Raw genomic sequence first — 19880 nt, 5'->3', positions numbered from 1 at the left:
AATGTCCGAAGAAGCAACTGCAACTGTTGAAGTGAACGAAGAAATCAAGGGTTTGGGCGATCAGATCGCTGGCCTGACTCTGAAGCAAGCCGTTGAGCTGGGCGACTACCTGAAGGACGCTCACGGTATCGAAGCTGCCGCTGGCGGTGGTGTCATGATGGCCGGTCCAGCTGGTGGTGCTGCTGAAGAAGCAGCTGCTGAGCAGACCGAGTTCGACGTCGTCATGACTGACTTCGGTGCTCAGAAGATCGGTGTTATTAAGGTCGTCCGTGCGATCACTGGCCTGGGCTTGAAAGAAGCCAAGGACATGGTCGAAACCAAGGACGCCAAGATCAAGGAAGGCGTTTCCAAGGAAGACGCTGAAAAGGCGAAGGAAGAGTTGGAAGGTGCTGGTGCCGTCGTCGAAATCAAGTAAGACTACGGTTATTGGCTGATTTCCTGTTTTCACTCAGACGTTGCCTCCCCTATACTAAAGAGGCAACGTCGCGAGGTGTGATTTTGAAGTCTTCCGGATCTTCTTTTTCTTTTGACAGCATGGATGGAAATCAGGTAAGAATGCGCGCCTGCATCGGCAGTCGTGCTAGCTTGCATGGCGCCAGCTGCGCGCTTTCGCTGCTCGAACTTGAACCTCTACTGTCCGCCCGTATCGCTCATGCTTTCACGCTATCTGCTTCGGATTGATGGGTAAAACCCTGCATTTTGTCCGCATCAGATTTGTCGCGAAAGCATGTTGTTTTTTGATTTGCCGCCCAAGGAGTCGCGTCGCCTATGGCTACCTCGTCGCAACGACGGCTGGAACCAAGTGAAGTTCGTCGGTTTGGAAGTCAATCGATCTATATGGCTCCGCCGGATCTGACGAAAATTCAGACCCTGAGCTATCAAAACTTTCTGCAGGCGGATGTCGAAGCAGAAGAGAGAGATCAAGAGCTGGGCATCGAAAGTGTCCTGCGCGAGATCTTCCCAATCCAAAGTTATGACGGCCAGAATCAACTGGATTACGTCCGCTATGAATTGGGCAAGCCTCGCTATACGCCTGAGGAATGTAAGCAACTGCGGTTGACCTATGGTCGTCCCTTCCGAATTTGGCTTCGCTTGAACAAAGAAGAGCCGATCGAGGAAGAAGTGTACCTGGGCGATCTGCCGGTCATGCTGGGTGGCGGTGAGTTCATCATCAACGGTGCTGAACGCGTCGTTGTGAGCCAACTGCACCGTAGTCCCGGTGTCGACTTCGTGCTTGAGCAAGACACGACATCCGATAAGAAGCTGCCTAGCTGCCGCGTGATTCCTGAGCGTGGAAGCTGGATCGAAGTCAACGTCTCGAAAAAGGACTCGATGACGGTCCGAATCGATCAAAGCGGTAAGTTTGCCGCCACGACGCTATTGCGTGCCATGTCGCCGGAATATAGCAGCGACGCTGACGTGATCCGCGCGTTCTATGAATCGAGCGTCGAGACCGTCAAGGATGGTCGTAGCGTCGCCAAGATCGAAAATAAGATCGCCGTCGACGACATCATCTACCCGAGCGGAAACGACCGGGCAGGTGAAATTATCCTTGAGGCGGGGCAAAAGATTAGCCGCAATATCGCGGAATTGATCTGTTCTGCCGGTATCGACAAGGTCGAGGTGATGGATCCTCCCAGGACGCCGTTGATTTTCAACGCGTTGGGCGAAGATAACACTTCGAGCCATGAAGAAGCATTGCTGCGTATCTATCAGCGCTTGCGTCCTGGTAATCCGCCGCAATTGGAAAAGGCCAAGACCCTTTTCACTGAAAAGTTCTACGACGAAAACCGCTATCGCCTAGGTCGCGTTGGCCGTTTCCGTATGAACCGCAAGCTCGGTCTCGATATCGACGAAGGTCAACAGACGCTTCGGCCAGATGATCTGATCGCCGCGATTCGGTATATCCTGAATCTTTCGTCCGGCGATAAGCGGTTCCGTATCGATGATATCGATCACTTGGGTAACCGTCGTCTGCGTACCATCGACGAACTCGCTTGCGACGAAATGCGGAAGGGCTTTCTGAAGCTTCGTCGTACCGTTCAGGAACGCATGAGCCTGAAAGACGCGGAAGATATGACTCCGCGTAACTTGGTTAATCCGAAGAGCATTTCGGCTGCCATTGAGTACTTCTTTGGTCGTGGCGAATTGTCGCAGGTGGTCGACCAGACCAACCCGCTCTCGATGCTCACGCACGAACGTCGTCTGTCGGCCCTCGGCCCTGGTGGTTTGAATCGAAAGCGTGCCGGTTTCGAGGTACGCGACGTTCATATTTCTCACTATGGTCGTATTTGCCCGATTGAAACACCGGAAGGTACGAACATCGGTCTGATCTCGAGCCTGGCTCTTTATTCTTCCGTGGATGAATACGGCTTTTTGATTACGCCGTATCGCAAGATTACCAACGGCAAGATCGATAAGGGTTTCGTTTGGTTGCGGGCCGACGAAGAGTCGGATGCCCTGGTGGCTCCGGCGGATACGCCGACCGACGATGATGAAAACTTACTGGGCGACTTGATTATCGCTCGATACCGCAGCGACTTTGAAATGGTCGCCCCGACCGAAGTGCACTACATCGACGTGGCACCTTGCCAGATGGTTGGTGTTTCTGCAGCGTTGATTCCGTTCCTGGAACATGACGATGCAAACCGTGCTTTGATGGGGTCCAACATGCAGCGGCAGGCAGTGCCTCTGTTAATTGCGGAACCCCCGATTGTCGGCACCGGCGTTGAACGCGACGTGGCGATGAACTCGAGCATGATCATCCGTGCCAAGTATGACGGTAAGGTTACCTACGTCGACGCCTTGAAAGTGGTTGTCGAACGTAGCGGTGCTGCCGAGCACGCCGAAGACGTCTACCGGATGCGTAAGTTCGTCGGTTTGAATGAGCGTACGTGCTTGAATCAACACCCTGTCGTGAAGATGGGACAGAAGATCACCGCTGGCGATGTGCTGGCTGATGGTGCCGCGACCCATGGTGGTCAGTTGGCCCTAGGCCGCAACGTGTTGGTCGGCTTTATGTCGTTCGATGGGTACAACTACGAAGACGCGATCATCATCAGTGAAGAGCTGGTGAAGCAAGACGTGTACACCTCGATTCATATCGAAGAGTTCGACGTCGAAATTCGCGAAACGAAGCTGGGCCGCGAAGACTTCACGCGAGACATTCCGAATGTTTCCGAAAAGATGCTCCGCAATCTCGACGAGAGCGGCATCGTTCAGGTCGGTACCTACGTGAAGCCTGGCGACATTTTGGTCGGTAAGGTTTCGCCGAAGAGCAAGACCGAACTGACACCGGAAGAAAAGCTGTTGCACGCGATCTTTGGTCGTGCCGGTGAAGACGTGAAGAACGATTCGCTGGAGGTTCCTTCTGGGATCGAAGGAATCGTGGTTCAGGCCGAGAAATTTGCTCGCCGTATGAGCCTCTCGGACGATGAACGCAAGGCATTCGAGAAAACCTTAAAGGATGCCGAGACCGAAGGTAACAACGCCATCTCGGAACTCTTCGCTGAGTTTGTCGAGGAAGTGGAAAAGATCCTTGGCAAGACAGTGACCGACGAAGACGGTACCCCGCTCACTCGCGATCAGGATGCTAAGTACATCGCGGAACAGGCTCAGCAGTTCCGTCTGTACAAGGTGCTCGAGTCGCTCAAGAGCGATGATCGCATTGCCCAGGTTCGCCAGTTGTATGCGGCCAAATGGCCTGCCATCGAACTGGTGGTCGATCAACGCGATCGCAAGCTGAACAGCATGAAACGGGGCGATGAGCTTCGCAGTGGCGTTCTGCAGATGGTTAAGGTCTACGTTGCCACCAAGCGAGTTATCTCAGTGGGTGACAAAATGGCCGGTCGCCATGGTAACAAGGGTGTGATTGCTAAGATTCTCCCGGTCGAAGACATGCCGTTTTTGCCGGACGGTACACCCATCCAGATCATGCTCAACCCGCTCGGCGTTCCTAGCCGTATGAATGTGGGGCAGATTCTAGAGACCCACTTAGGTTGGGCTGGTGCCAGACTCGGCTTCCAGGCGATCACCCCGGTGTTCGACGGAGCGAGCGAAGAGATTATTAACGACTGCTTGGAGGAAGCTGGTTTGCCGCGTCACGGGAAGGTACGCCTTCACGATGGACGTTCTGGCGAAGCGCTCAACCAGGAAACGACAGTCGGTTACATCTATATGTTGAAACTGCATCACTTGGTGGATGACAAGGTGCACGCTCGAAGCACTGGGCCTTACTCGCTTATTACGCAGCAGCCGCTGGGTGGTAAAGCTCGGTTCGGCGGTCAGCGTTTTGGGGAAATGGAAGTGTGGGCTCTGGAAGCCTACGGTGCTGCCTACATCCTTCAAGAGCTGCTCACTGTGAAAAGTGACGACGTCGAAGGACGAACGAAAATCTACGAATCGATGGTCAAAGGTGAAAACACGTTGGAAGCCGGGACGCCCGCTAGCTTTGACGTGTTGACCAACGAAATCCGAGGGCTCGGGTTGAATATGCAGTTGGAAAAACGCCGCTTGTAATCCAAGCGGCGTCCTCTGCGGCGGACTGAGGTGCTCAGTCCGCGATTGGCGACCCCGCAGTTGGCACGCCAATTAGTAGCCAACTGCATCTTCACCAACACGACCATCCAAGTGGCATACACATAAGGAGCACGGGCCATGAGTATTCTCGAAAGCTCTTACGACCGAATCAACGATTACACCGCGGTCAAGATCAGCCTCGCACGGCCTCACGACATCCGCAGTTGGTCGTTCGGTGAAGTCAAAAAGCCGGAGACTATTAACTACCGAACTTACCGCCCAGAAAAGGACGGCCTTTTCTGCGAACGTATCTTCGGCCCGGAAAAGGACTGGGAATGTGCCTGCGGTAAGTATCGCGGCATGAAGTACAAAGGCATGATCTGCGATCGCTGTGGTGTGAAAATCACGCACAGCCGCGTTCGCCGCAAGCGCATGGGGCACATTGAGCTGGCCGCCCCGATTGTTCACATCTGGTTCTTCAAGGCCATGCCCAGCCGTTTGGGTAACTTGTTGGCGATGAAGACCTCGAGCCTGGAAAAAGTGATCTACTTCCAGGATTACGTCGTGGTTGACCCAGGCTCCACCGATCTCGAGAAGTTCCAGACGCTGACCGAAGAAGAGTACCGCGGTGCGGTCGAACAATTCGGCTCCGGCTCGTTTGAAGCCGACATGGGTGCCGAAGCCGTTCGCAAGTTGCTCCAAGGGTTAGACCTGGTGCAACTTTCGATCGATCTGCGTAAGGACTTGGCCGAAACAGGCTCGAAGCAGAAGCGTAAAGATTACACCAATCGCTTGAAGATCGTCGAGGCGATCCGTGATAGCGACAACAAGCCGGAATGGATGATTATGGACGTCATCCCGGTGATTCCTCCGGATCTGCGTCCGCTGGTTCTGTTGGACTCAGGCAATTTCGCCACGTCCGACTTGAACGACCTCTACCGTCGTATCATCAATCGCAACAACCGCCTGCGGAAGTTGGTCGATCTGAACGCTCCGGAAGTCATCATCCGCAATGAAAAGCGAATGCTGCAGCAATCGGTCGACGCCTTGTTCGACAACAACCGCTGCAAGCGTCCGGTGCTTGGTAGCAGCAACCGTCCGCTCAAGTCCCTGACCGACATGATCAAGGGTAAGCAGGGGCGTTTCCGTGAAAATCTGCTCGGTAAACGTGTCGACTACTCGGCTCGTTCCGTGATCGTGGTTGGTCCGCGGATGAAGCTTCATCAGTGCGGTTTGCCTAAGAAGATCGCGTTGGAGCTGTATCAGCCATTCATCATTCGCAAGCTCAAGGTGTTGGGTCACGCCGATACCATCAAGAGCGCCAAGAAGATGCTCGAGCGAAAGGATGAAGAAGTCTGGGATATCTTGGAATCAGTGATCCAGAATCACCCGGTTCTGTTGAATCGTGCTCCGACACTTCACCGTATGGGGATTCAGGCCTTCGAGCCAACCCTGGTGGAAGGTAACGCGATTCATCTTCATCCGCTGGTCTGCAAAGGTTTCAATGCCGACTTCGACGGCGACCAGATGGCCGTTCACCTGCCGCTTTCGATTGAAGCCCAGGTGGAAGCCCACACGCTGATGTTGGCGACCAACAATATCTTTGCTCCGTCCAACGGTAAGCCGATCATGAGCCCGTCGCAGGACGTAGTGATGGGTTGTAACTTCATCACCATTAGCCTGCCCAATCGTCCCGGCGAAGGCATGACCTTCTCCTCGATGGACGAGGCGGACTACGCGTTCGCTCAGGGGATTATCGATCTGCATGCTGTGATCAAAGTTCGTCTTCCCGAAGGCCGAAAGCTTAAGGGCGAAGACGACGAAGAGAGCAACACCCGGATTGTCGATACGACCTTCGGCCGCGTCCTGTTCAACGAGATGCTGCCTGAGGGGATGGACTACTACAACTACTCGCTCGGCAGTGGTGAGTTGTCCAAGGTGATTTCCGACTGTTACCAGCGTTTGGGACGCCGGGCAACGATTAACTTGCTGGACGATATGAACCAGCTTGGCTTCCGCGAATCGACCCGCAGTGGACTTTCCTTCGCAACCGACGACCTTGTGACTCCAGACTCGAAGCACAAGATTATCGGTGAAGCTGAGAAGAAGGTGATCAAGTTTAAGAAGCTGTATGAACGCGGTGTGATCACCGATAAGGAACGTGTTAACCAGGTTCTCGACGCTTGGACCCATGCTCGTGAGCAGATTACTGCCGAGATGATGACCGAGATGAAGAACGATGTTCGTGGCGGTCACGGTTACATCAACCCGGTGTACTTGATGGCCGACTCGGGTGCTCGTGGTGGTACTGAGCAGATTCGACAGCTGGCCGGTATGCGTGGTCTGATGGCTAAGCCGTCGGGCGAAATCATCGAAACGCCGATCAAGTCGAACTTCCGTGAAGGCCTGACGGTGCTCGAATACTTCTCTTCGACGCACGGTGCCCGAAAGGGTCTGGCCGATACGGCATTGAAGACGGCCGACTCCGGTTACCTGACGCGTAAACTGGCCGACGTCGCACAGAACGTGGTGATCACTCGGGACGACTGCGAAACGACCCAAGGTATTACCAAGGGGGTCATTTACCGCGGTGAAAAGGTGGAAGTCTCGCTGGCCGATGCGATCAAAGGTCGTGTGAGTCGCCAGAGCATTGTGAATCCGATCACGGACGAAGTGATCGTTCGCGAAAACGAGATGATCACGCCGGATACGGCCCGCAAGATCGAAAAGATGGGGCTGGAACGTATCCAGGTTCGCAGCCCAATGACCTGCGATACCGGCCTGGGTTGCTGCAAAGCATGCTACGGCATGGACATGTCGACCGGTGATCAGGTTGAAGAAGGCATGGCCGTCGGTATCATTGCCGCCCAGTCGATTGGGGAACCAGGCACGCAGCTTACGATGCGTACCTTCCACATCGGTGGTGTGGCCGTTACGGATACTGAAGAGCACGAAAAGAAGACCAAGCGTGGCGGTTTCGTCAAGTTTACCCGTATGCGTACGGCGACCAACGACGAAGGCAAAGACATCGTTCTCACCCGAAATGGTGAAATCACGATCGTCGACGCCAAGGGTCGTGAAATCGAAAGCTATGACGTGCCGACTGGTGCTACCCTGGAAGTCAAAGAAAACACCGAAGTGAAGACCGGAGACGTTCTTTGCTCGTGGAATCCTTACTCGATTCCGATCGTTGCCGAAGTCGGCGGTCGCGTCCGTTACGAGGACGTCGTCGAAGGGGAAACGATGATCATCGAGCACGACTCGACGGGGCACACGCGCCGTATGATCACCGAGCACAAGGGTGACTTCCATCCGCAGTTGGTGATCGAGGACGAAGATGGCAAGCCGCTCGACGTTTATTATCTGCCAGAGAAGGCAATCATCGACGTCGAGGAAGGTACCAAGGTTTCTGCTGGTACCACGGTTGCCAGTACGCCGCGTGAATCGGGCGGTGTTAAGGACATCACCGGTGGTCTGCCGCGAGTTACGGAAATTTTCGAGGCTCGTAAGCCGAAAGATCCTGCCGTGATGGCCGAGATCGACGGTGTGGTCGAAATCCTTTCCGAGAAGAAACGCGGCAAGCGTACGATCATCGTTCGCAACGAGTCCGGCATCGAACGTGAGCATCTCGTTCCGCACGGTAAACGATTCCTGGTTCACACCGGCGACTACGTCAAAGCGGGTCAATCGCTGATCGACGGTCCACTCGTTCCTCACGATATCCTGCGAATTTCAGGCGAAGAAGCCGTTCAGCAATACCTGCTGCACGAAATCCAAGGCGTCTATCGCAGCCAGCGTGTGGAAATCAACGACAAGCACATCGAGATCATCGTCGCACGCATGCTGCGAAAGGTGATGGTCGACTCGGCAGGCGATACAAGCTTGCTGCCGGGCTTGGTGATGGACAAGTTTGATTTCCGTCGAGCAAACGATCAGCTTTCTCGCTGCTTGAAAATCAGCGGTACCGGTGACTCGCAGCAGTTCACCGAAGGCATGATTGTGCCGAAGGAAGCGTTGGAACAGGAAAACGGTCAGATCGAATCTCTCGGCGGCAGCCCCGCCAAGGGAAGCAAGCCCGCCGCGGCAAGTGCTTCGACGCAGCTCTTGGGGATTACCAAGGCAGCCGTTCAGAGTTCCAGCTTTATCTCGGCTGCGTCTTTCCAGGAAACGACTAAGGTTCTTACCGAGGCCGCCCTGGCAGGCAAGATCGACGAACTAATCGGTCTGAAGGAAAACGTGATCTTGGGTCACTTGATTCCGGCCGGTACCGGTTTCCGAACCTTCCAGGATTCGGAAGTCCGTATCAATCCAGAAGCATTGGCTGAGCTGGCTTCGCGAACCCGCGAACGCACGCTGGAAGATAGCTTCCCGCTGCTGCAAGACAACAGCGAGCAGCCGCAGCCAGGTCAAGGACCTGCAGCGATCTCCGAGATGGCTCCTGCTCCGGGCTTGGAAAGCCTACTCGGTGGCGGCGGCCCGATCCCTGCAACCGAAGGCCCGACCTATGGTCATGAGCCACCGCAGCATCAACCGCCCCAGCAGCAGCCTCCTCTACCACCGCAAGAGGGTGGTGAAGGCTTCGACCCCAACGGGGACGAGCTGTAAGGCAAAGCGTTTGGGCAAATTAAACAGTCCAAAGTGCTAAGCAAGTAAGGTGTCATGGCCACGTCCGCGTGGCCATGCTGCTTTGAGGCTCCTCCTCCCTTTCTAGGTGGGAGAGCTCATGAAGCAGGTAGCCAATTCGATTCTCATCGTCTCACCAAGGGGGCGATGGGACGAGAGAGATTAAGAGAGCCAATACTGGATCACGTTTTCCCGTGAGATCTTCATTACGGGTTGACAGTTTCCAGCAATCGGCTAATTTAAAGGGCTTCCCATGATCCGTGGGAAGCGACAGTAAGCAAACAGAAATTCGGCCGCCCCAGATCATCGCGGCCCTATGGAAAAGCAACGGCGACCTATGCCCACCATTAATCAGCTCGTTCGTAAGCCGCGAAAAAAGAAGCGTAAGTTCTCCAAGTCCCCAGTTTTGGAGAAGTGCCCGCAGAAGCGTGGTGTGTGTTTGCAGGTCCGCACAATGACCCCTAAGAAGCCGAACTCGGCTCTTCGGAAGATCGCTCGTGTGCGTCTGTCGAATCAGAAGGAAGTCACTGTTTACATCCCAGGCGAAGGCCACAGCCTGCAGGAACACTCGATTGTTCTCGTGCGTGGTGGTCGTGTTCGTGACCTTCCTGGTGTGCGTTATCAGGTCGTCCGTGGTGCCCTCGATGCGTTGGGTGTTAGCGGTCGTAAGCAGTCCCGCAGCCGTTACGGTGCGAAGCGAAGCTAGTCGCGATGCTTTCGGCCTATGTGCCTAGCATCTCGATATGAAGCGTCATCCCATAAACCAAAGCAATAGCGAATAGTTAGTTACCAACGATGGGTAAGATTACCGCCAGTCGCGAAACGTTAAAGCCAGATCCTCGTTATAAGTCGATCATGGCCAGTAAGTTCATCAATTGCCTTATGCAGGATGGCAAGAAGACGACCGCTCAGGAAGTTTTCTATGGTGCCATGGATGAACTGAAGAAGCGTATTCCGGATCAAGAGCCGATTGATGTCTTCACCCAGGCTGTCGAGAACGTGAAGCCGCACATCGAAGTTCGCTCGAAGCGAGTCGGTGGTGCCGCTTATCAGGTTCCCATGCAGGTCAACCGTACGCGTCAGCAGTCGCTGGCTGTTCGTTGGTTGTTGAAGGCCGTTCGCGACAAGAAGGGTCGTCCGACCCACTTGAAGTTGGCTGACGAGTTGTACGCAGCGTACAACCGCGAAGGTACTGCTTACACCCAGCGTGAAAACGTGCACCGCATGGCTGACGCGAATAAAGCGTTCGCGCACTTCGCTTGGTAAAAACTCAAAGCGAAAGCCGTGCTTCCATCGAAGTGCGGCTTTTTTTATGCGCCGATCTTTCTTGTTCCCGCACTTCGTCAGGGAAAGCCGTCTGAGTCATGAATGCCTGATTGCTTATTTCATGGTTCCCTTGAGGGTGCAGCCGCAAGAATACTGCAAATTCATCTTTTTCCTGGCATGGTCGACGGAATAAGAAACGAGCAAAATAGACAATTCCCTTTGTCACCTACTGAGAAGCAAGAAAGGTCCAGTCGAAAGCGGCTGGCGTCAGAGTCATGGATCGTAAACTTGAAGACATTCGCAATATCGGGGTGATTGCCCACATCGACGCTGGCAAGACGACGGTGACCGAGCGGATGCTCTATTACAGCGGTACATCGCACAAGGTTGGTGAGGTCGACAAGGGGACGACCCAAACGGACTTTGATCCTGAGGAGGCCGAACGGGGTATCACTATTTATTCGGCGTGTGTGACGTTTCCCTGGGAAAACTACACCGTCAACCTGATCGATACGCCAGGTCACGTCGACTTTACGGCCGAGGTTGAGCGCTGTTTGCGAGTTCTGGATGGGGGCGTGGTTGTTTTCAGTGCCCGAGAAGGGGTCGAGGCCCAGAGCGAAACCGTCTGGCGGCAAGCCAATCGATACAAGGTTCCACGCGTCGCGTTTATTAACAAGATGGACCGCGAAGGAGCTGATTTCGATTCCGTTTTGCAGCAGATTGAAAGGCGGCTCAAGGCAAATCCGGTCCCTATTCAAATCCCGGTAGGCTCCGGGCCGCCGCATGTTGCGGATGCATTTCGTGGCGTGATTGATTTGATCGAGATGAAGATGCTGCATTTCGGTGAAGGGGATCAGGATCGAACCCGCGACGTGCTCGATATCCCAGAAGAATACCTCGAAAAGGCCCAGCAATGGCGTGAAAACTTGCTTGAGAAGCTGTACGATCTCAGCAACGAACTGATGGAGTTGAGCCTCTCTGAAGAACCAATTCCACCTGCGCTGATTCGCCAGGTTCTGCGAGAGGGAACGCTGGCCCGTCAGCTTCAGCCGGTGATGTGTGGTTCGGCCTTGGATGGTATTGGTGTTCAGCCAATTTTGGATGCGGTTACCTATTATTTGCCGAGCCCCAAGGATGTTTCCGCCGTGGTGGGAACCAATCCGACGAAGAATGGCCAGGCTGAAAAGCGTGAGCCTGACCCGAAAGAGCCGTTCTGCGGTCTCGTCTTCAAGGTATTGCCTGCCAAGCACGGCGACATGACTTGGGTCCGCGTCTATTCAGGCGAATTGAAGCCAAACTCGCGCTTGTTAAATCCAGGCCGCGACGTGAAGGAGAACTGTGCCCAGCTATGGCACATTCAGGCATCCAAGAAGGAGCAAGTCGACTATGTCGGTACAGGCGATATTGTTGGCATCATTGGGCTGCGTCACTCGGTGACCGGGGATACTCTTTGCGATACTCGCAGCCCGATTTTACTCGAGTCGATCAATTTCCCGGAAACGGTGATTGGAATGGCCATCGAGCCAGAGTCGTCGGCTGATCGCGATAAGCTTTCCGAGACGCTGTTGATGATGCGTCGTCAGGATCCCACATTCGCCGCAGACGAAAACAAGGACACTGGGCAAACAATTATCAGCGGGATGGGCGAGTTGCATCTGGAGGTAATTCGCCATCGACTATTGCGAGATTTCAAGCTCAACGTCAAAGTGCATAAACCGCGAGTTAGTTACCGCGAAACGATCGGCAAGTCGGCCAAGGTGACTGGTGAATGTCACCGGATCATTCAAGGGCAGCAGTTGTTCGCGAAGCTGACGATCCAGGTCGAACACTCGCCGAATCAGCAGCAGCCAGTGATTATCATTCCCAAGATTCCGCCAGAACGCGTGCCGTTTAATCTGGTCGAGGCTGCCATGGAAGAGCTTCGCAGTCGATCGGTCGGCGGTGGGATCATTGGCGGGTTCCCGCTGGCAGATATCAAGATCACGATCCTCGATGCGGAAGTAGAGGAAGTAGGGTCAACCGAAACGGCCTTTGCAATTGCCGCAGGCGATGCGTTCGAGAAGGGACTGGAAGCGGCCGTGCCGACCTTGCTCGAGCCGATCATGAAGCTGACGATCACGACGCCAGAGGATTATATGGGGGATTTCGTCGGCGACATCATGAAGCGGCGCGGCGAGATCGCTAAGACAGAGAACCGCTCTGGCGACGCGATTATTGAGGCCCACGCCCCGCTGGCCGAGCTATTTGGCTATTCCAGTGCGATGCGAAGCCTGAGTCAGGGCCGGGCATCGAGCAGTATGGAGCCGCTAAAGTACGCTGCCGCACCGCCTGAGCTGATCAAGCAGTTTATGTAGACTGACTGGTCTAGGTGGGCTAGTCGGGCTGCGGTGGGTCTTGGCGAGAATTCGAGTCGTTTCGTTTCCTCCTTACTCGCATGGCCCACGTTGTGATGCCGATCAGGTCGAGGGAGTACAGGGCCGCCAGAAATAGAATTGCACCTACTCCGGCAATGGTCGCGGTCACGCCAACGAACTGATGAAGGTCGTATTTCGTCGCTCGAAGGATCGCTAGGCCTGCGGAAAGGGTCAGGATAGCTAACAAAAGGCCCTTTAGGCTAATTTGCAATCGGTTAGAACGCGACACACCTGATGGCCTTTGTCGGACTAGGAAATAAGTGAAAGACGAGAATTCGCAAAGTGCATTATGACGGTTCCGGCCGAAAAGCCACGAATCAAAGCCATGAGTTCCGAAAATCCGACAGGCTGTTCCCATGTACTGGCCCTCGCTGCGATCCGAGAAGAGGCGTTTAACGGCCCTAAAGCAGAGGTTTTTATGCTATTCGAGACAACCCTTCGAAAAAGGTTCGAAATCCAAACCGGAGCCCATTGACGAAAGCACGTTAGATTTTTAATATCATCTGTTTCCCAGTTAGCTCAAAGAGCGACCAGGGAGCGAAAAGAAAATACAACCCCGGGTTACCGGGAAGCAGTTAATAGGGATCAGGCACGTGGCCAAAGAAATTATTCGCATTCGGATGGAAGCTTACGATCACTCGATCTTGGATCAGAGTGCTCTCGACATCGTCGACACGGCGAAGCGGACCCATTCGGAAGTGCATGGTCCTATTCCGTTGCCGACTCGAATTGAGCGTTATACCGTTCTGTCGGGTCCGCATATCGACAAGAAGGCACGTCAGCAGTTTGAAGTACGGACGCATAAGCGTCTGATCGACATCGTCCAGGCTACCGCCAAGACGATTGAGTCGCTCAATAAGCTGAACCTGCCAGCTGGTGTCGATATCAAGATCAAGGCAACAACTCGATAGTTTAATCACACAGCCCGTTTTAAAGAGTCTTTGGATGGCTGGAAGCTTCGGATGGTAATCGGCCTGTTTGGCTGGTCCAGCGAAGCGAGCAACGGACTACAAGGCGACGAATCATGGCAAAAGGCATACTCGGCCGTAAGGTCGGGATGACCCAGATCTATACAGAGTCTGGGAACGTTATCCCGGTTACGGTTGTACAGGCAGGTCCCTGTCACGTGCTTCAGGTGCGAACCCTGGAACGCGATGGCTATGAGGCAATTCAGCTCGGTTACGGCGACAAGCCTCGCCGCCTAGCGATTCGTAGTGAACGTGGTCATGTTGCTCCTCTCTCAAGCAAGCGATCGAAGCGACTTGCCGCCGCCGGTGGTGAGCCTTCCGCTAAAGCAGGTTGCGAGCCGAAGCGATTCGTTCGTGAACTTCGCGGCTCGATCGAAGGTGCTGAAGTTGGTCAAGAGATCGGCGTCGGCGTTCTCGCTGAAGCCGTGTCTGTCGATGTCATCGCCACAAGCCGCGGTCGCGGCTATGCCGGTGTGATGAAGCGACATAACTTCGCCGGTCAACGTGCTACTCACGGTGTGAAGAAGGTTCATCGTCACTCGGGCGGTACCGGCTGCAGTGCCTATCCAAGCCGTACGTTCAAAGGCCTGAAGATGAGCGGCCAGTACGGAAATGCCCAGGTTACCATTCGTAATCTGAAGGTGGTCAATGTTGACGAAGAAAACGGCGTGATCCTGGTCAATGGTGCCGTTCCGGGTCCCAATGGCGGATACGTGATCGTTCGTGAAACAAATATGGTTCGCTAACGGCGAGCCTTGAAGTCATAAGTCGCGTCAACGCGTGAAAGAATAGTCCTATGGTCAGTTTGCCAATTTTTGACAAGAGCGGAAAGGAAGTCGGCAAGTACGAGCTTGACCCGGCTGAAATTGCTCCGTCGATCAACAAGCAGTTGATGCACGACGCCGTTGTGATGTACCAGGCGAATCTTCGCCAGGGTACGCACCGCACGAAGACTCGCGCCGAAGTGGCTGGTTCGACAAAGAAGATGTATCGCCAGAAAGGTACCGGTAACGCACGTGCCGGTTCCAAGCGAAGTGGTATTCGCCGTGGTGGTGGTCAGATTTTTGCGATTCGCCCTCGCGATTACTCGTATCGGTTGAATAAGAAGGCATTGAAGATCGCGACTCGAATGGCGATCGCCAGCAAGATCCAAGGCGAGCAAGTGGTTGTCGTTGATGACCTGGCTCAAGATGAAATTAAGACCAAGAGCGTTGCAGGTGCTTTGAAGGCCCTCGGCATTTACGGTCAAAAGATCGGGATTGCATTAGAGAAGCACGACCCGATTTTCTTTCGCAGTGCACGAAACATCGAAGGCGTTTCCGTAACTCCCGTTGCTGAACTGAATGCCTACTCTGTATTGCGTCCGCGGAAGCTAGTCATCACGAAGGCTGCCCTAGATTCGCTGCGTAAAAGCGATAAGGGCGAGTAGTCGCTGGCAGCCGATTGGCTTGGCAGTAAATCAATTCAACCTGACATAGTGACAGAGGTGCCAACATGGCACGGCCTTACTACAAACCGAGCACAGACACCCCGACCCGTACGCTTGATTCACACCAGGTGATTTTGCGTCCGCTGGTTACTGAGAAGGGTGTTCAGGTTTCGGAAGACTTGAATCAATACACGTTTGAGATCGCTCCGGTCGCCACCAAGTTGGATGTCCGTCGTGCGATCGAAGAGTTGTTCGACGTCAAAGTCGCCAGCGTGAAGACGCAGACTCGGAAGGGTAAGTCCCGCCGTTATCGTTTTCGCAACGGAACGACTCGTAACTGGAAGAAGGCCATCGTGACGTTGGCTGATGATCAAAAGATCGACTTCTATTAATCGAGACCGGTCCTCCGCATAAGACAGCGACCCGTAATAAACTACGAGACGAACCATGGGTATCCGAAAATATAAGCCGACCTCCGCTGGGCGTCGTAACGCCTCGGTCAGCGACTTCAAGGAGTTGACCAAGGGCGCGAAGCCTGAACGGAAGCTTCTCCGGAAGTTGACCAAAACCGGCGGTCGTAATAACCAAGGTAAGATTACAACTCGTCACCGTGGTGGCGGCCATAAGCGTCGTTACCGAGTGATCGACTTTCGTCGCGCCAAAGATGGCGTGCCGGCGATGGTTGCATCGGTGCAGTACGATCCGAACCGCAGTGCTCGTATCGCCCTGTTGAACTACCTGGACGGCGAGAAGCGATACATCCTGGCTCCCGATGGCCTGAAGGCCGGTGACAGAGTTCAAAGTGGTAGCGAAGCATCGCCGACTGTCGGTAACTGCTTGCCACTGAAGAATATTCCAGCCGGTACCACTGTTCATAATGTCGAGATGACTCCTGGTCGTGGTGGCGAGATGTGCCGCTCGGCTGGTAGCTCCGCGACGTTAATGGCTTGTGAAGCCGACTGGGCTCAGCTTTCGCTGCCCAGTGGTGAGATTCGTCGTGTTTCCAGCCGTTGCCGTGCGACCATTGGTCGTGTTAGCAACCCGGATCACGAAAAGGTTTCGCTGGGTAAGGCTGGCCGTAAGCGTTGGTTAGGTCGTCGTCCTCACGTTCGTGGTACCGCGATGAACCCGGTCGATCACCCGCACGGTGGTGGTGAAGGCCGAACGAAGGGTGGTCGCCACCCGGTTACGCCGCAAGGTAAGCCGACAAAGGGTGGAGCAACACGTCACCGCAAAAAGGCTTCCAACCGCTCGATCGTTCGACGCCGTCGTTCGCGTCGTTATGGTCTGCTGAAGTTGTTGAAGTAAGAGCCCCCACAGCACACGGAAAGTTAGGCCGCCAAGCCGCGATCCTAAAGGTTTTCAAAGATGAGCCGATCCCTAAAAAAAGGGCCGTACGTCGACCCGAACGTTTACGAAAAGGTTGCCAAGCAAGAAGAAGCTGGCACGAAGGACCCGATTAAGACTTGGGCAAGATCTTGCACGATCATTCCTGAGTTCATCGGCCACACGTTCATGGTCCACAATGGCAAGGCCCACCTGAAGGTTTATGTCACCGAGGACATGATCGGGCATAAGCTCGGCGAGTTCTCGCCGACGCGAACCTTTCGTGGTCACGGTTCTGACAAGAAGAAGAAATAACGCACATCGATTGGCAAATGCAGCTTGGCTGCCCACGGCTAATAAGGGCCTTGCCCAACGCTCGTGGATCGAGGAGTTGATCAACCATGTTCAAAGCGACCCACCGACTGGCACGCATCAGTCCGCGAAAGGTGCGCCCGCTAACCGATTTGGTGCGTGGCAAACTGGCCGAGGAAGCACTCGACATTCTGCGGTACCAACCGCAGCGGGGTGCTCGCATGCTGGAAGAAGTCATTAAGAGTGCCATTGGCAATTCGCAAGATTCAGAACAGAACGAAGGTCGCGCTGCGAATCAGCAGGCTTTGTTTGTTCGAGAGGCTCGCGTCGATGGTGGCCCGATCATTAAGCGATTCCGCCCCCGAGCACGTGGAAGCGCTTTCCCGATTTTGAAGCGGACCTGTCACATTCACGTCACCCTGGAGGAGCTCCAAGGCTAAGGCAACCACACGTTGGCTGCCCCGTCTTCGAGTCGAGAGACAAGCATGGGACAAAAAGTTAATCCAATTGCGTTTCGTACCGGTGTGATGATCGGGTGGAAGAGCAAGTGGTTTGCGTCGAAGCGTGATTTTCCAGCACTGTTGCTAGAAGATAAAAAGATCCGCGGCTTCATCCTGAAGCACCCTGATCAACGCATTCGTCAAAAGTATCGTAATGCAGGCATCGACAAAGTTGAGATCGAACGAACTCGCGACGAAGTTCGCGTGACACTGTTCGTTGCCCGACCTGGTCTGATCATCGGTCAGAAGGGTCAGGAAGTCGAGAAGCTGCAGGAAGAACTGCAAAACCTGGTTGGCCGTCGCATCAATCTGAAGATTGAAGAAGTCGGTCGTCCAGAACTGCGAGCCCAGTTGGTCGCCGAGGATATCGCTGACCAGTTGGCCAAGCGTGCCAGCTTTCGCCGTACCATGAAACGGTCGATCGAAAGCACCATGGAGGCCGGTGCCCGAGGCATCAAAATCCAAATGGCTGGCCGTCTTGGTGGTGCGGAAATGGCTCGCCGCGAAAAGCAAATTGAAGGATCGATTCCGTTGAGCACCCTGCGGGCTAAAATCGATTACGGCTTCACCGAAGCACGTACGCCGCAGGGACACATCGGGGTTCAGGTCTGGATCAATAACGGTTTTTACGAAGGGGACGACTCCGATGGCTATGATGCCTCGACGAGTGAAGCACCGAAAAAGCCAAAGAAGACGTATAAAAGGTAACGCCACTCGTGGCAATACCGTCGTCCTTGGTGATTTTGGACTTCAATCCACACAAGCGGGACATATTACCGCCCAAACGATTGAAGCGGGTCGTATCGCTGCCCAGCAGTACGTCCGTGGTATCGGTAAATTGTACATCCGGATCTTCCCTCACAAGTCCGTAACGGCTCGTCCGTTGGAGACTCGTATGGGTAAGGGTAAAGGTGAGCCTGCCCGTTGGGTTGCCACTGTAAAGCCCGGCACGGTTATGTACGAGCTCAAAGGTGTCACAGAGCAACAAGCGAAGATTTGCTTTGCTCGTTTAGCTCACAAGATGCCGGTTCGGTGTCGCTTTGTGCGTCGTCGTCCGGAACTGGAAACAACTGAGGCCTAATCCTGTTTTAGGATTTGGCCGGTGATGGTCGGCGGCGAGTAAACCGCAAGCGAAATAGATTAGGCGATAAGGCTATGAAAGCAAGTGAATTGCGAGAACTGAGCGAGGAACAGCTCCAGGCGAACTTGAAAAACGCCATGGATGTTTTGTTTCGATTGCGTGTTCAGTCCCAGACCGAGCGTTTGGACGCCCCGAGCGAACTAGCGAAGAATCGCAAGTTGGTGGCTCGGATTAAAACGATTCAAGCCGAGCGTACAGCCGCTGCGGCCAGTACCTAATTCAAGCGAAGTTATAAGAGAGATTCGGCAATGCCCAAGAAAGTATTGGTCGGTCGGGTGACTGGCGACAAGCAAGACAAGACGCGTCGCGTCGAAATCGCCCGTCGCATCCGTCATCCGCTGTACGGCAAGTACTACTCGCGCCGCATGGTTTGCCATGTGCACGACGAAAACAACGAGTCGGGCTTGGGCGATCGGGTTGAGATCATCGAGAGCCGCCCGCGCAGCAAGACAAAGCGTTGGGAACTGGTTCGGATCGTGGAAAAGAGCACCGAAGTTGACGTGGCTGCTTTGAAAGCTGCCCGTGAACAAGCGGCTCACCTACAAGACCAAGAAGATAGCTAAAGCTCCCGTTCACCGCCAAGGCCAATATATCGGCTGCGGCATAGGGTTGGATTTAAAAAGCGATGATTCAACAAGAAACAAGACTGGCCGTCGCCGACAACACCGGAGCGAAGCAGGTCATGTGCATTAAGGTTCTCGGTGGTACGCGTAAGCGAACCGCTGGCCTAGGTGACGTGATTATCTGCTCGGTAAAGGAAGTTGTGCCAGGTGCGGACGTTAAGAAGAAGGCCGTCGTTCGAGCCGTGATCGTTCGCTGTAAGAAGCCGACTCGTCGTGCGGACGGTAGTTATATTCGGTTCGATCGCAATGCGGTTGTGCTGATTGATAAAGACAATAATCCGCGCGGCACGCGTATATTCGGTGCGGTCGCTCGTGAACTGCGTGAGCGCAAGTTCATGAAGATCGTCAGTTTGGCCAATGAGGTGGTCTAATGCATATCAAAGTTGACGACACCGTCGAAATAATCACCGGCGCCGATTCGGCCAGCGAACTTCGCGGCAAAGTGCTAAAGGTCTTCCCTGAGAAGGGCAAGCTCCTCGTCGAAGGTGCGGCTAAGGTTTACAAGCACGTGAAACCGAGCCAGCGTAATCCTAAGGGCGGCAAGCTGTCGAAGGAAATGCCAATCGACATTTCCAACGTCATGCTGGTTTGCACAGAGTGCAAATCACGCACTAAGACGGGTGCCAAGATCAAAGAGGACGGCAGCAAGGTTCGCTATTGCAAGTCATGCAATGCCGAGATCGGCCAGCTTAGTCCGGCCAAGTAATTACTGCTTAGCTGCAGTCCCAAAATCAAAATGGCGTGAGCCGGTAATCGTTCG

The 19880-nt window shown here is 54.3% G+C and carries 20 protein-coding genes; 19 read left to right on the top strand and 1 reads right to left on the bottom strand.

The window, feature by feature from the left end:
• Nucleotide 1: 1 nt before the first annotated feature.
• The 6 genes from rplL (at nt 2) to fusA (ending at nt 12761) form a co-directional block, all read left to right on the top strand.
• Entirely contained in the window at nt 2–415 is a 414-nt protein-coding gene (rplL, locus tag HOV93_RS07840; protein WP_235990001.1) for a 50S ribosomal protein L7/L12, read from the top strand.
• A gap of 353 nt (nt 416–768) precedes the next feature.
• Nucleotides 769–4518, top strand: a complete 3750-nt coding sequence (gene rpoB, locus HOV93_RS07835) for a DNA-directed RNA polymerase subunit beta (protein ID WP_207395935.1) — start codon at nt 769–771, stop codon at nt 4516–4518.
• 138 nt (nt 4519–4656) lie between these two features.
• Entirely contained in the window at nt 4657–9123 is a 4467-nt protein-coding gene (gene rpoC, locus HOV93_RS07830) for a DNA-directed RNA polymerase subunit beta' (RefSeq protein WP_207395934.1), read from the top strand.
• Between the two features lie 355 nt (nt 9124–9478).
• Complete coding sequence (rpsL, locus tag HOV93_RS07825) at nt 9479–9847, top strand: 30S ribosomal protein S12 (protein WP_207395933.1); 369 nt, start codon at nt 9479–9481, stop codon at nt 9845–9847.
• Nucleotides 9848–9936: 89 nt separating this feature from the next.
• The gene (rpsG, locus tag HOV93_RS07820; RefSeq protein WP_207395932.1) at nt 9937–10407 is read left to right on the top strand and encodes a 30S ribosomal protein S7; all 471 of its coding nucleotides are present in this window, start codon (nt 9937–9939) and stop codon (nt 10405–10407) included.
• Between the two features lie 275 nt (nt 10408–10682).
• A complete protein-coding gene (fusA, locus tag HOV93_RS07815) occupies nt 10683–12761 on the top strand; it encodes an elongation factor G (RefSeq protein WP_207395931.1) in 2079 nt (692 codons plus the stop codon).
• 19 nt (nt 12762–12780) lie between these two features.
• On the opposite strand, the gene HOV93_RS07810 is transcribed toward fusA, so the two are convergent.
• Entirely contained in the window at nt 12781–13050 is a 270-nt protein-coding gene (locus HOV93_RS07810; protein WP_207395930.1) for a hypothetical protein, read from the bottom strand.
• 364 nt (nt 13051–13414) lie between these two features.
• On the opposite strand from HOV93_RS07810, the gene rpsJ reads away from it, so the two are divergent.
• From rpsJ to rplX, 13 genes are all read left to right on the top strand, one after another.
• Nucleotides 13415–13732 carry a 30S ribosomal protein S10 gene (gene rpsJ, locus HOV93_RS07805; protein ID WP_105351940.1) on the top strand — a complete coding sequence of 106 codons (318 nt, stop codon included), beginning with the start codon at nt 13415–13417 and terminating at the stop codon, nt 13730–13732.
• 146 nt (nt 13733–13878) lie between these two features.
• The gene (rplC, locus tag HOV93_RS07800; protein ID WP_235990044.1) at nt 13879–14535 is read left to right on the top strand and encodes a 50S ribosomal protein L3; all 657 of its coding nucleotides are present in this window, start codon (nt 13879–13881) and stop codon (nt 14533–14535) included.
• Between the two features lie 50 nt (nt 14536–14585).
• Complete coding sequence (gene rplD, locus HOV93_RS07795) at nt 14586–15218, top strand: 50S ribosomal protein L4 (protein WP_207395928.1); 633 nt, start codon at nt 14586–14588, stop codon at nt 15216–15218.
• 65 nt (nt 15219–15283) lie between these two features.
• Complete coding sequence (gene rplW / locus HOV93_RS07790) at nt 15284–15610, top strand: 50S ribosomal protein L23 (protein ID WP_207395927.1); 327 nt, start codon at nt 15284–15286, stop codon at nt 15608–15610.
• 55 nt (nt 15611–15665) lie between these two features.
• Complete coding sequence (gene rplB / locus HOV93_RS07785) at nt 15666–16526, top strand: 50S ribosomal protein L2 (RefSeq protein ID WP_207395926.1); 861 nt, start codon at nt 15666–15668, stop codon at nt 16524–16526.
• 60 nt (nt 16527–16586) lie between these two features.
• Nucleotides 16587–16859 carry a 30S ribosomal protein S19 gene (rpsS, locus tag HOV93_RS07780; protein ID WP_207395925.1) on the top strand — a complete coding sequence of 91 codons (273 nt, stop codon included), beginning with the start codon at nt 16587–16589 and terminating at the stop codon, nt 16857–16859.
• 86 nt (nt 16860–16945) lie between these two features.
• The gene (rplV, locus tag HOV93_RS07775) at nt 16946–17296 is read left to right on the top strand and encodes a 50S ribosomal protein L22 (RefSeq protein WP_207395924.1); all 351 of its coding nucleotides are present in this window, start codon (nt 16946–16948) and stop codon (nt 17294–17296) included.
• Between the two features lie 45 nt (nt 17297–17341).
• Entirely contained in the window at nt 17342–18064 is a 723-nt protein-coding gene (gene rpsC / locus HOV93_RS07770; RefSeq protein ID WP_207395923.1) for a 30S ribosomal protein S3, read from the top strand.
• Nucleotides 18024–18437 carry a 50S ribosomal protein L16 gene (gene rplP / locus HOV93_RS07765; protein WP_315853374.1) on the top strand — a complete coding sequence of 138 codons (414 nt, stop codon included), beginning with the start codon at nt 18024–18026 and terminating at the stop codon, nt 18435–18437. Before rpsC ends, rplP begins: the two co-directional genes overlap by 41 nt.
• 74 nt (nt 18438–18511) lie before the next feature.
• Complete coding sequence (gene rpmC, locus HOV93_RS07760) at nt 18512–18715, top strand: 50S ribosomal protein L29 (RefSeq protein ID WP_207395921.1); 204 nt, start codon at nt 18512–18514, stop codon at nt 18713–18715.
• A gap of 30 nt (nt 18716–18745) precedes the next feature.
• Nucleotides 18746–19060 carry a 30S ribosomal protein S17 gene (rpsQ, locus tag HOV93_RS07755; protein WP_207395920.1) on the top strand — a complete coding sequence of 105 codons (315 nt, stop codon included), beginning with the start codon at nt 18746–18748 and terminating at the stop codon, nt 19058–19060.
• Nucleotides 19061–19122: 62 nt separating this feature from the next.
• Nucleotides 19123–19491: a 50S ribosomal protein L14 gene (gene rplN / locus HOV93_RS07750; protein ID WP_207395919.1), complete on the top strand. Its 369-nt coding sequence runs from the start codon at nt 19123–19125 to the stop codon at nt 19489–19491.
• The gene (gene rplX / locus HOV93_RS07745; protein ID WP_207395918.1) at nt 19491–19826 is read left to right on the top strand and encodes a 50S ribosomal protein L24; all 336 of its coding nucleotides are present in this window, start codon (nt 19491–19493) and stop codon (nt 19824–19826) included. The genes rplN and rplX overlap by 1 nt, the downstream gene beginning before the upstream one ends.
• The last annotated feature ends 54 nt before the right edge of the window (nt 19827–19880 follow it).

Origin of the sequence: Bremerella alba (assembly GCF_013618625.1) — a bacterium.
GTDB classification, from domain to species: domain Bacteria; phylum Planctomycetota; class Planctomycetia; order Pirellulales; family Pirellulaceae; genus Bremerella; species Bremerella alba.
The sequence above is the reverse complement of the archived record's forward strand: the minus strand, read 5'-3'. Positions and strand labels throughout refer to the sequence as shown.

Excerpts from the sequence above, each read along its gene's own strand:
- rplL (WP_235990001.1), top strand. The coding sequence starts at position 2 with ATGTCCGAAGAAGCAACTGCAACTGTTGAAGTGAACGAAGAAATCAAG.
- rpoB (WP_207395935.1), top strand. The coding sequence starts at position 769 with ATGGCTACCTCGTCGCAACGACGGCTGGAACCAAGTGAAGTTCGTCGG.
- rpoC (WP_207395934.1), top strand. The coding sequence starts at position 4,657 with ATGAGTATTCTCGAAAGCTCTTACGACCGAATCAACGATTACACCGCG.
- rpsL (WP_207395933.1), top strand. The coding sequence starts at position 9,479 with ATGCCCACCATTAATCAGCTCGTTCGTAAGCCGCGAAAAAAGAAGCGT.
- rpsG (WP_207395932.1), top strand. The coding sequence starts at position 9,937 with ATGGGTAAGATTACCGCCAGTCGCGAAACGTTAAAGCCAGATCCTCGT.
- fusA (WP_207395931.1), top strand. The coding sequence starts at position 10,683 with ATGGATCGTAAACTTGAAGACATTCGCAATATCGGGGTGATTGCCCAC.
- rplC (WP_235990044.1), top strand. The coding sequence starts at position 13,879 with ATGACCCAGATCTATACAGAGTCTGGGAACGTTATCCCGGTTACGGTT.
- rplD (WP_207395928.1), top strand. The coding sequence starts at position 14,586 with ATGGTCAGTTTGCCAATTTTTGACAAGAGCGGAAAGGAAGTCGGCAAG.
- rplW (WP_207395927.1), top strand. The coding sequence starts at position 15,284 with ATGGCACGGCCTTACTACAAACCGAGCACAGACACCCCGACCCGTACG.
- rplB (WP_207395926.1), top strand. The coding sequence starts at position 15,666 with ATGGGTATCCGAAAATATAAGCCGACCTCCGCTGGGCGTCGTAACGCC.
- rpsS (WP_207395925.1), top strand. The coding sequence starts at position 16,587 with ATGAGCCGATCCCTAAAAAAAGGGCCGTACGTCGACCCGAACGTTTAC.
- rplV (WP_207395924.1), top strand. The coding sequence starts at position 16,946 with ATGTTCAAAGCGACCCACCGACTGGCACGCATCAGTCCGCGAAAGGTG.
- rpsC (WP_207395923.1), top strand. The coding sequence starts at position 17,342 with ATGGGACAAAAAGTTAATCCAATTGCGTTTCGTACCGGTGTGATGATC.
- rpmC (WP_207395921.1), top strand. The coding sequence starts at position 18,512 with ATGAAAGCAAGTGAATTGCGAGAACTGAGCGAGGAACAGCTCCAGGCG.
- rpsQ (WP_207395920.1), top strand. The coding sequence starts at position 18,746 with ATGCCCAAGAAAGTATTGGTCGGTCGGGTGACTGGCGACAAGCAAGAC.
- rplN (WP_207395919.1), top strand. The coding sequence starts at position 19,123 with ATGATTCAACAAGAAACAAGACTGGCCGTCGCCGACAACACCGGAGCG.
- rplX (WP_207395918.1), top strand. The coding sequence starts at position 19,491 with ATGCATATCAAAGTTGACGACACCGTCGAAATAATCACCGGCGCCGAT.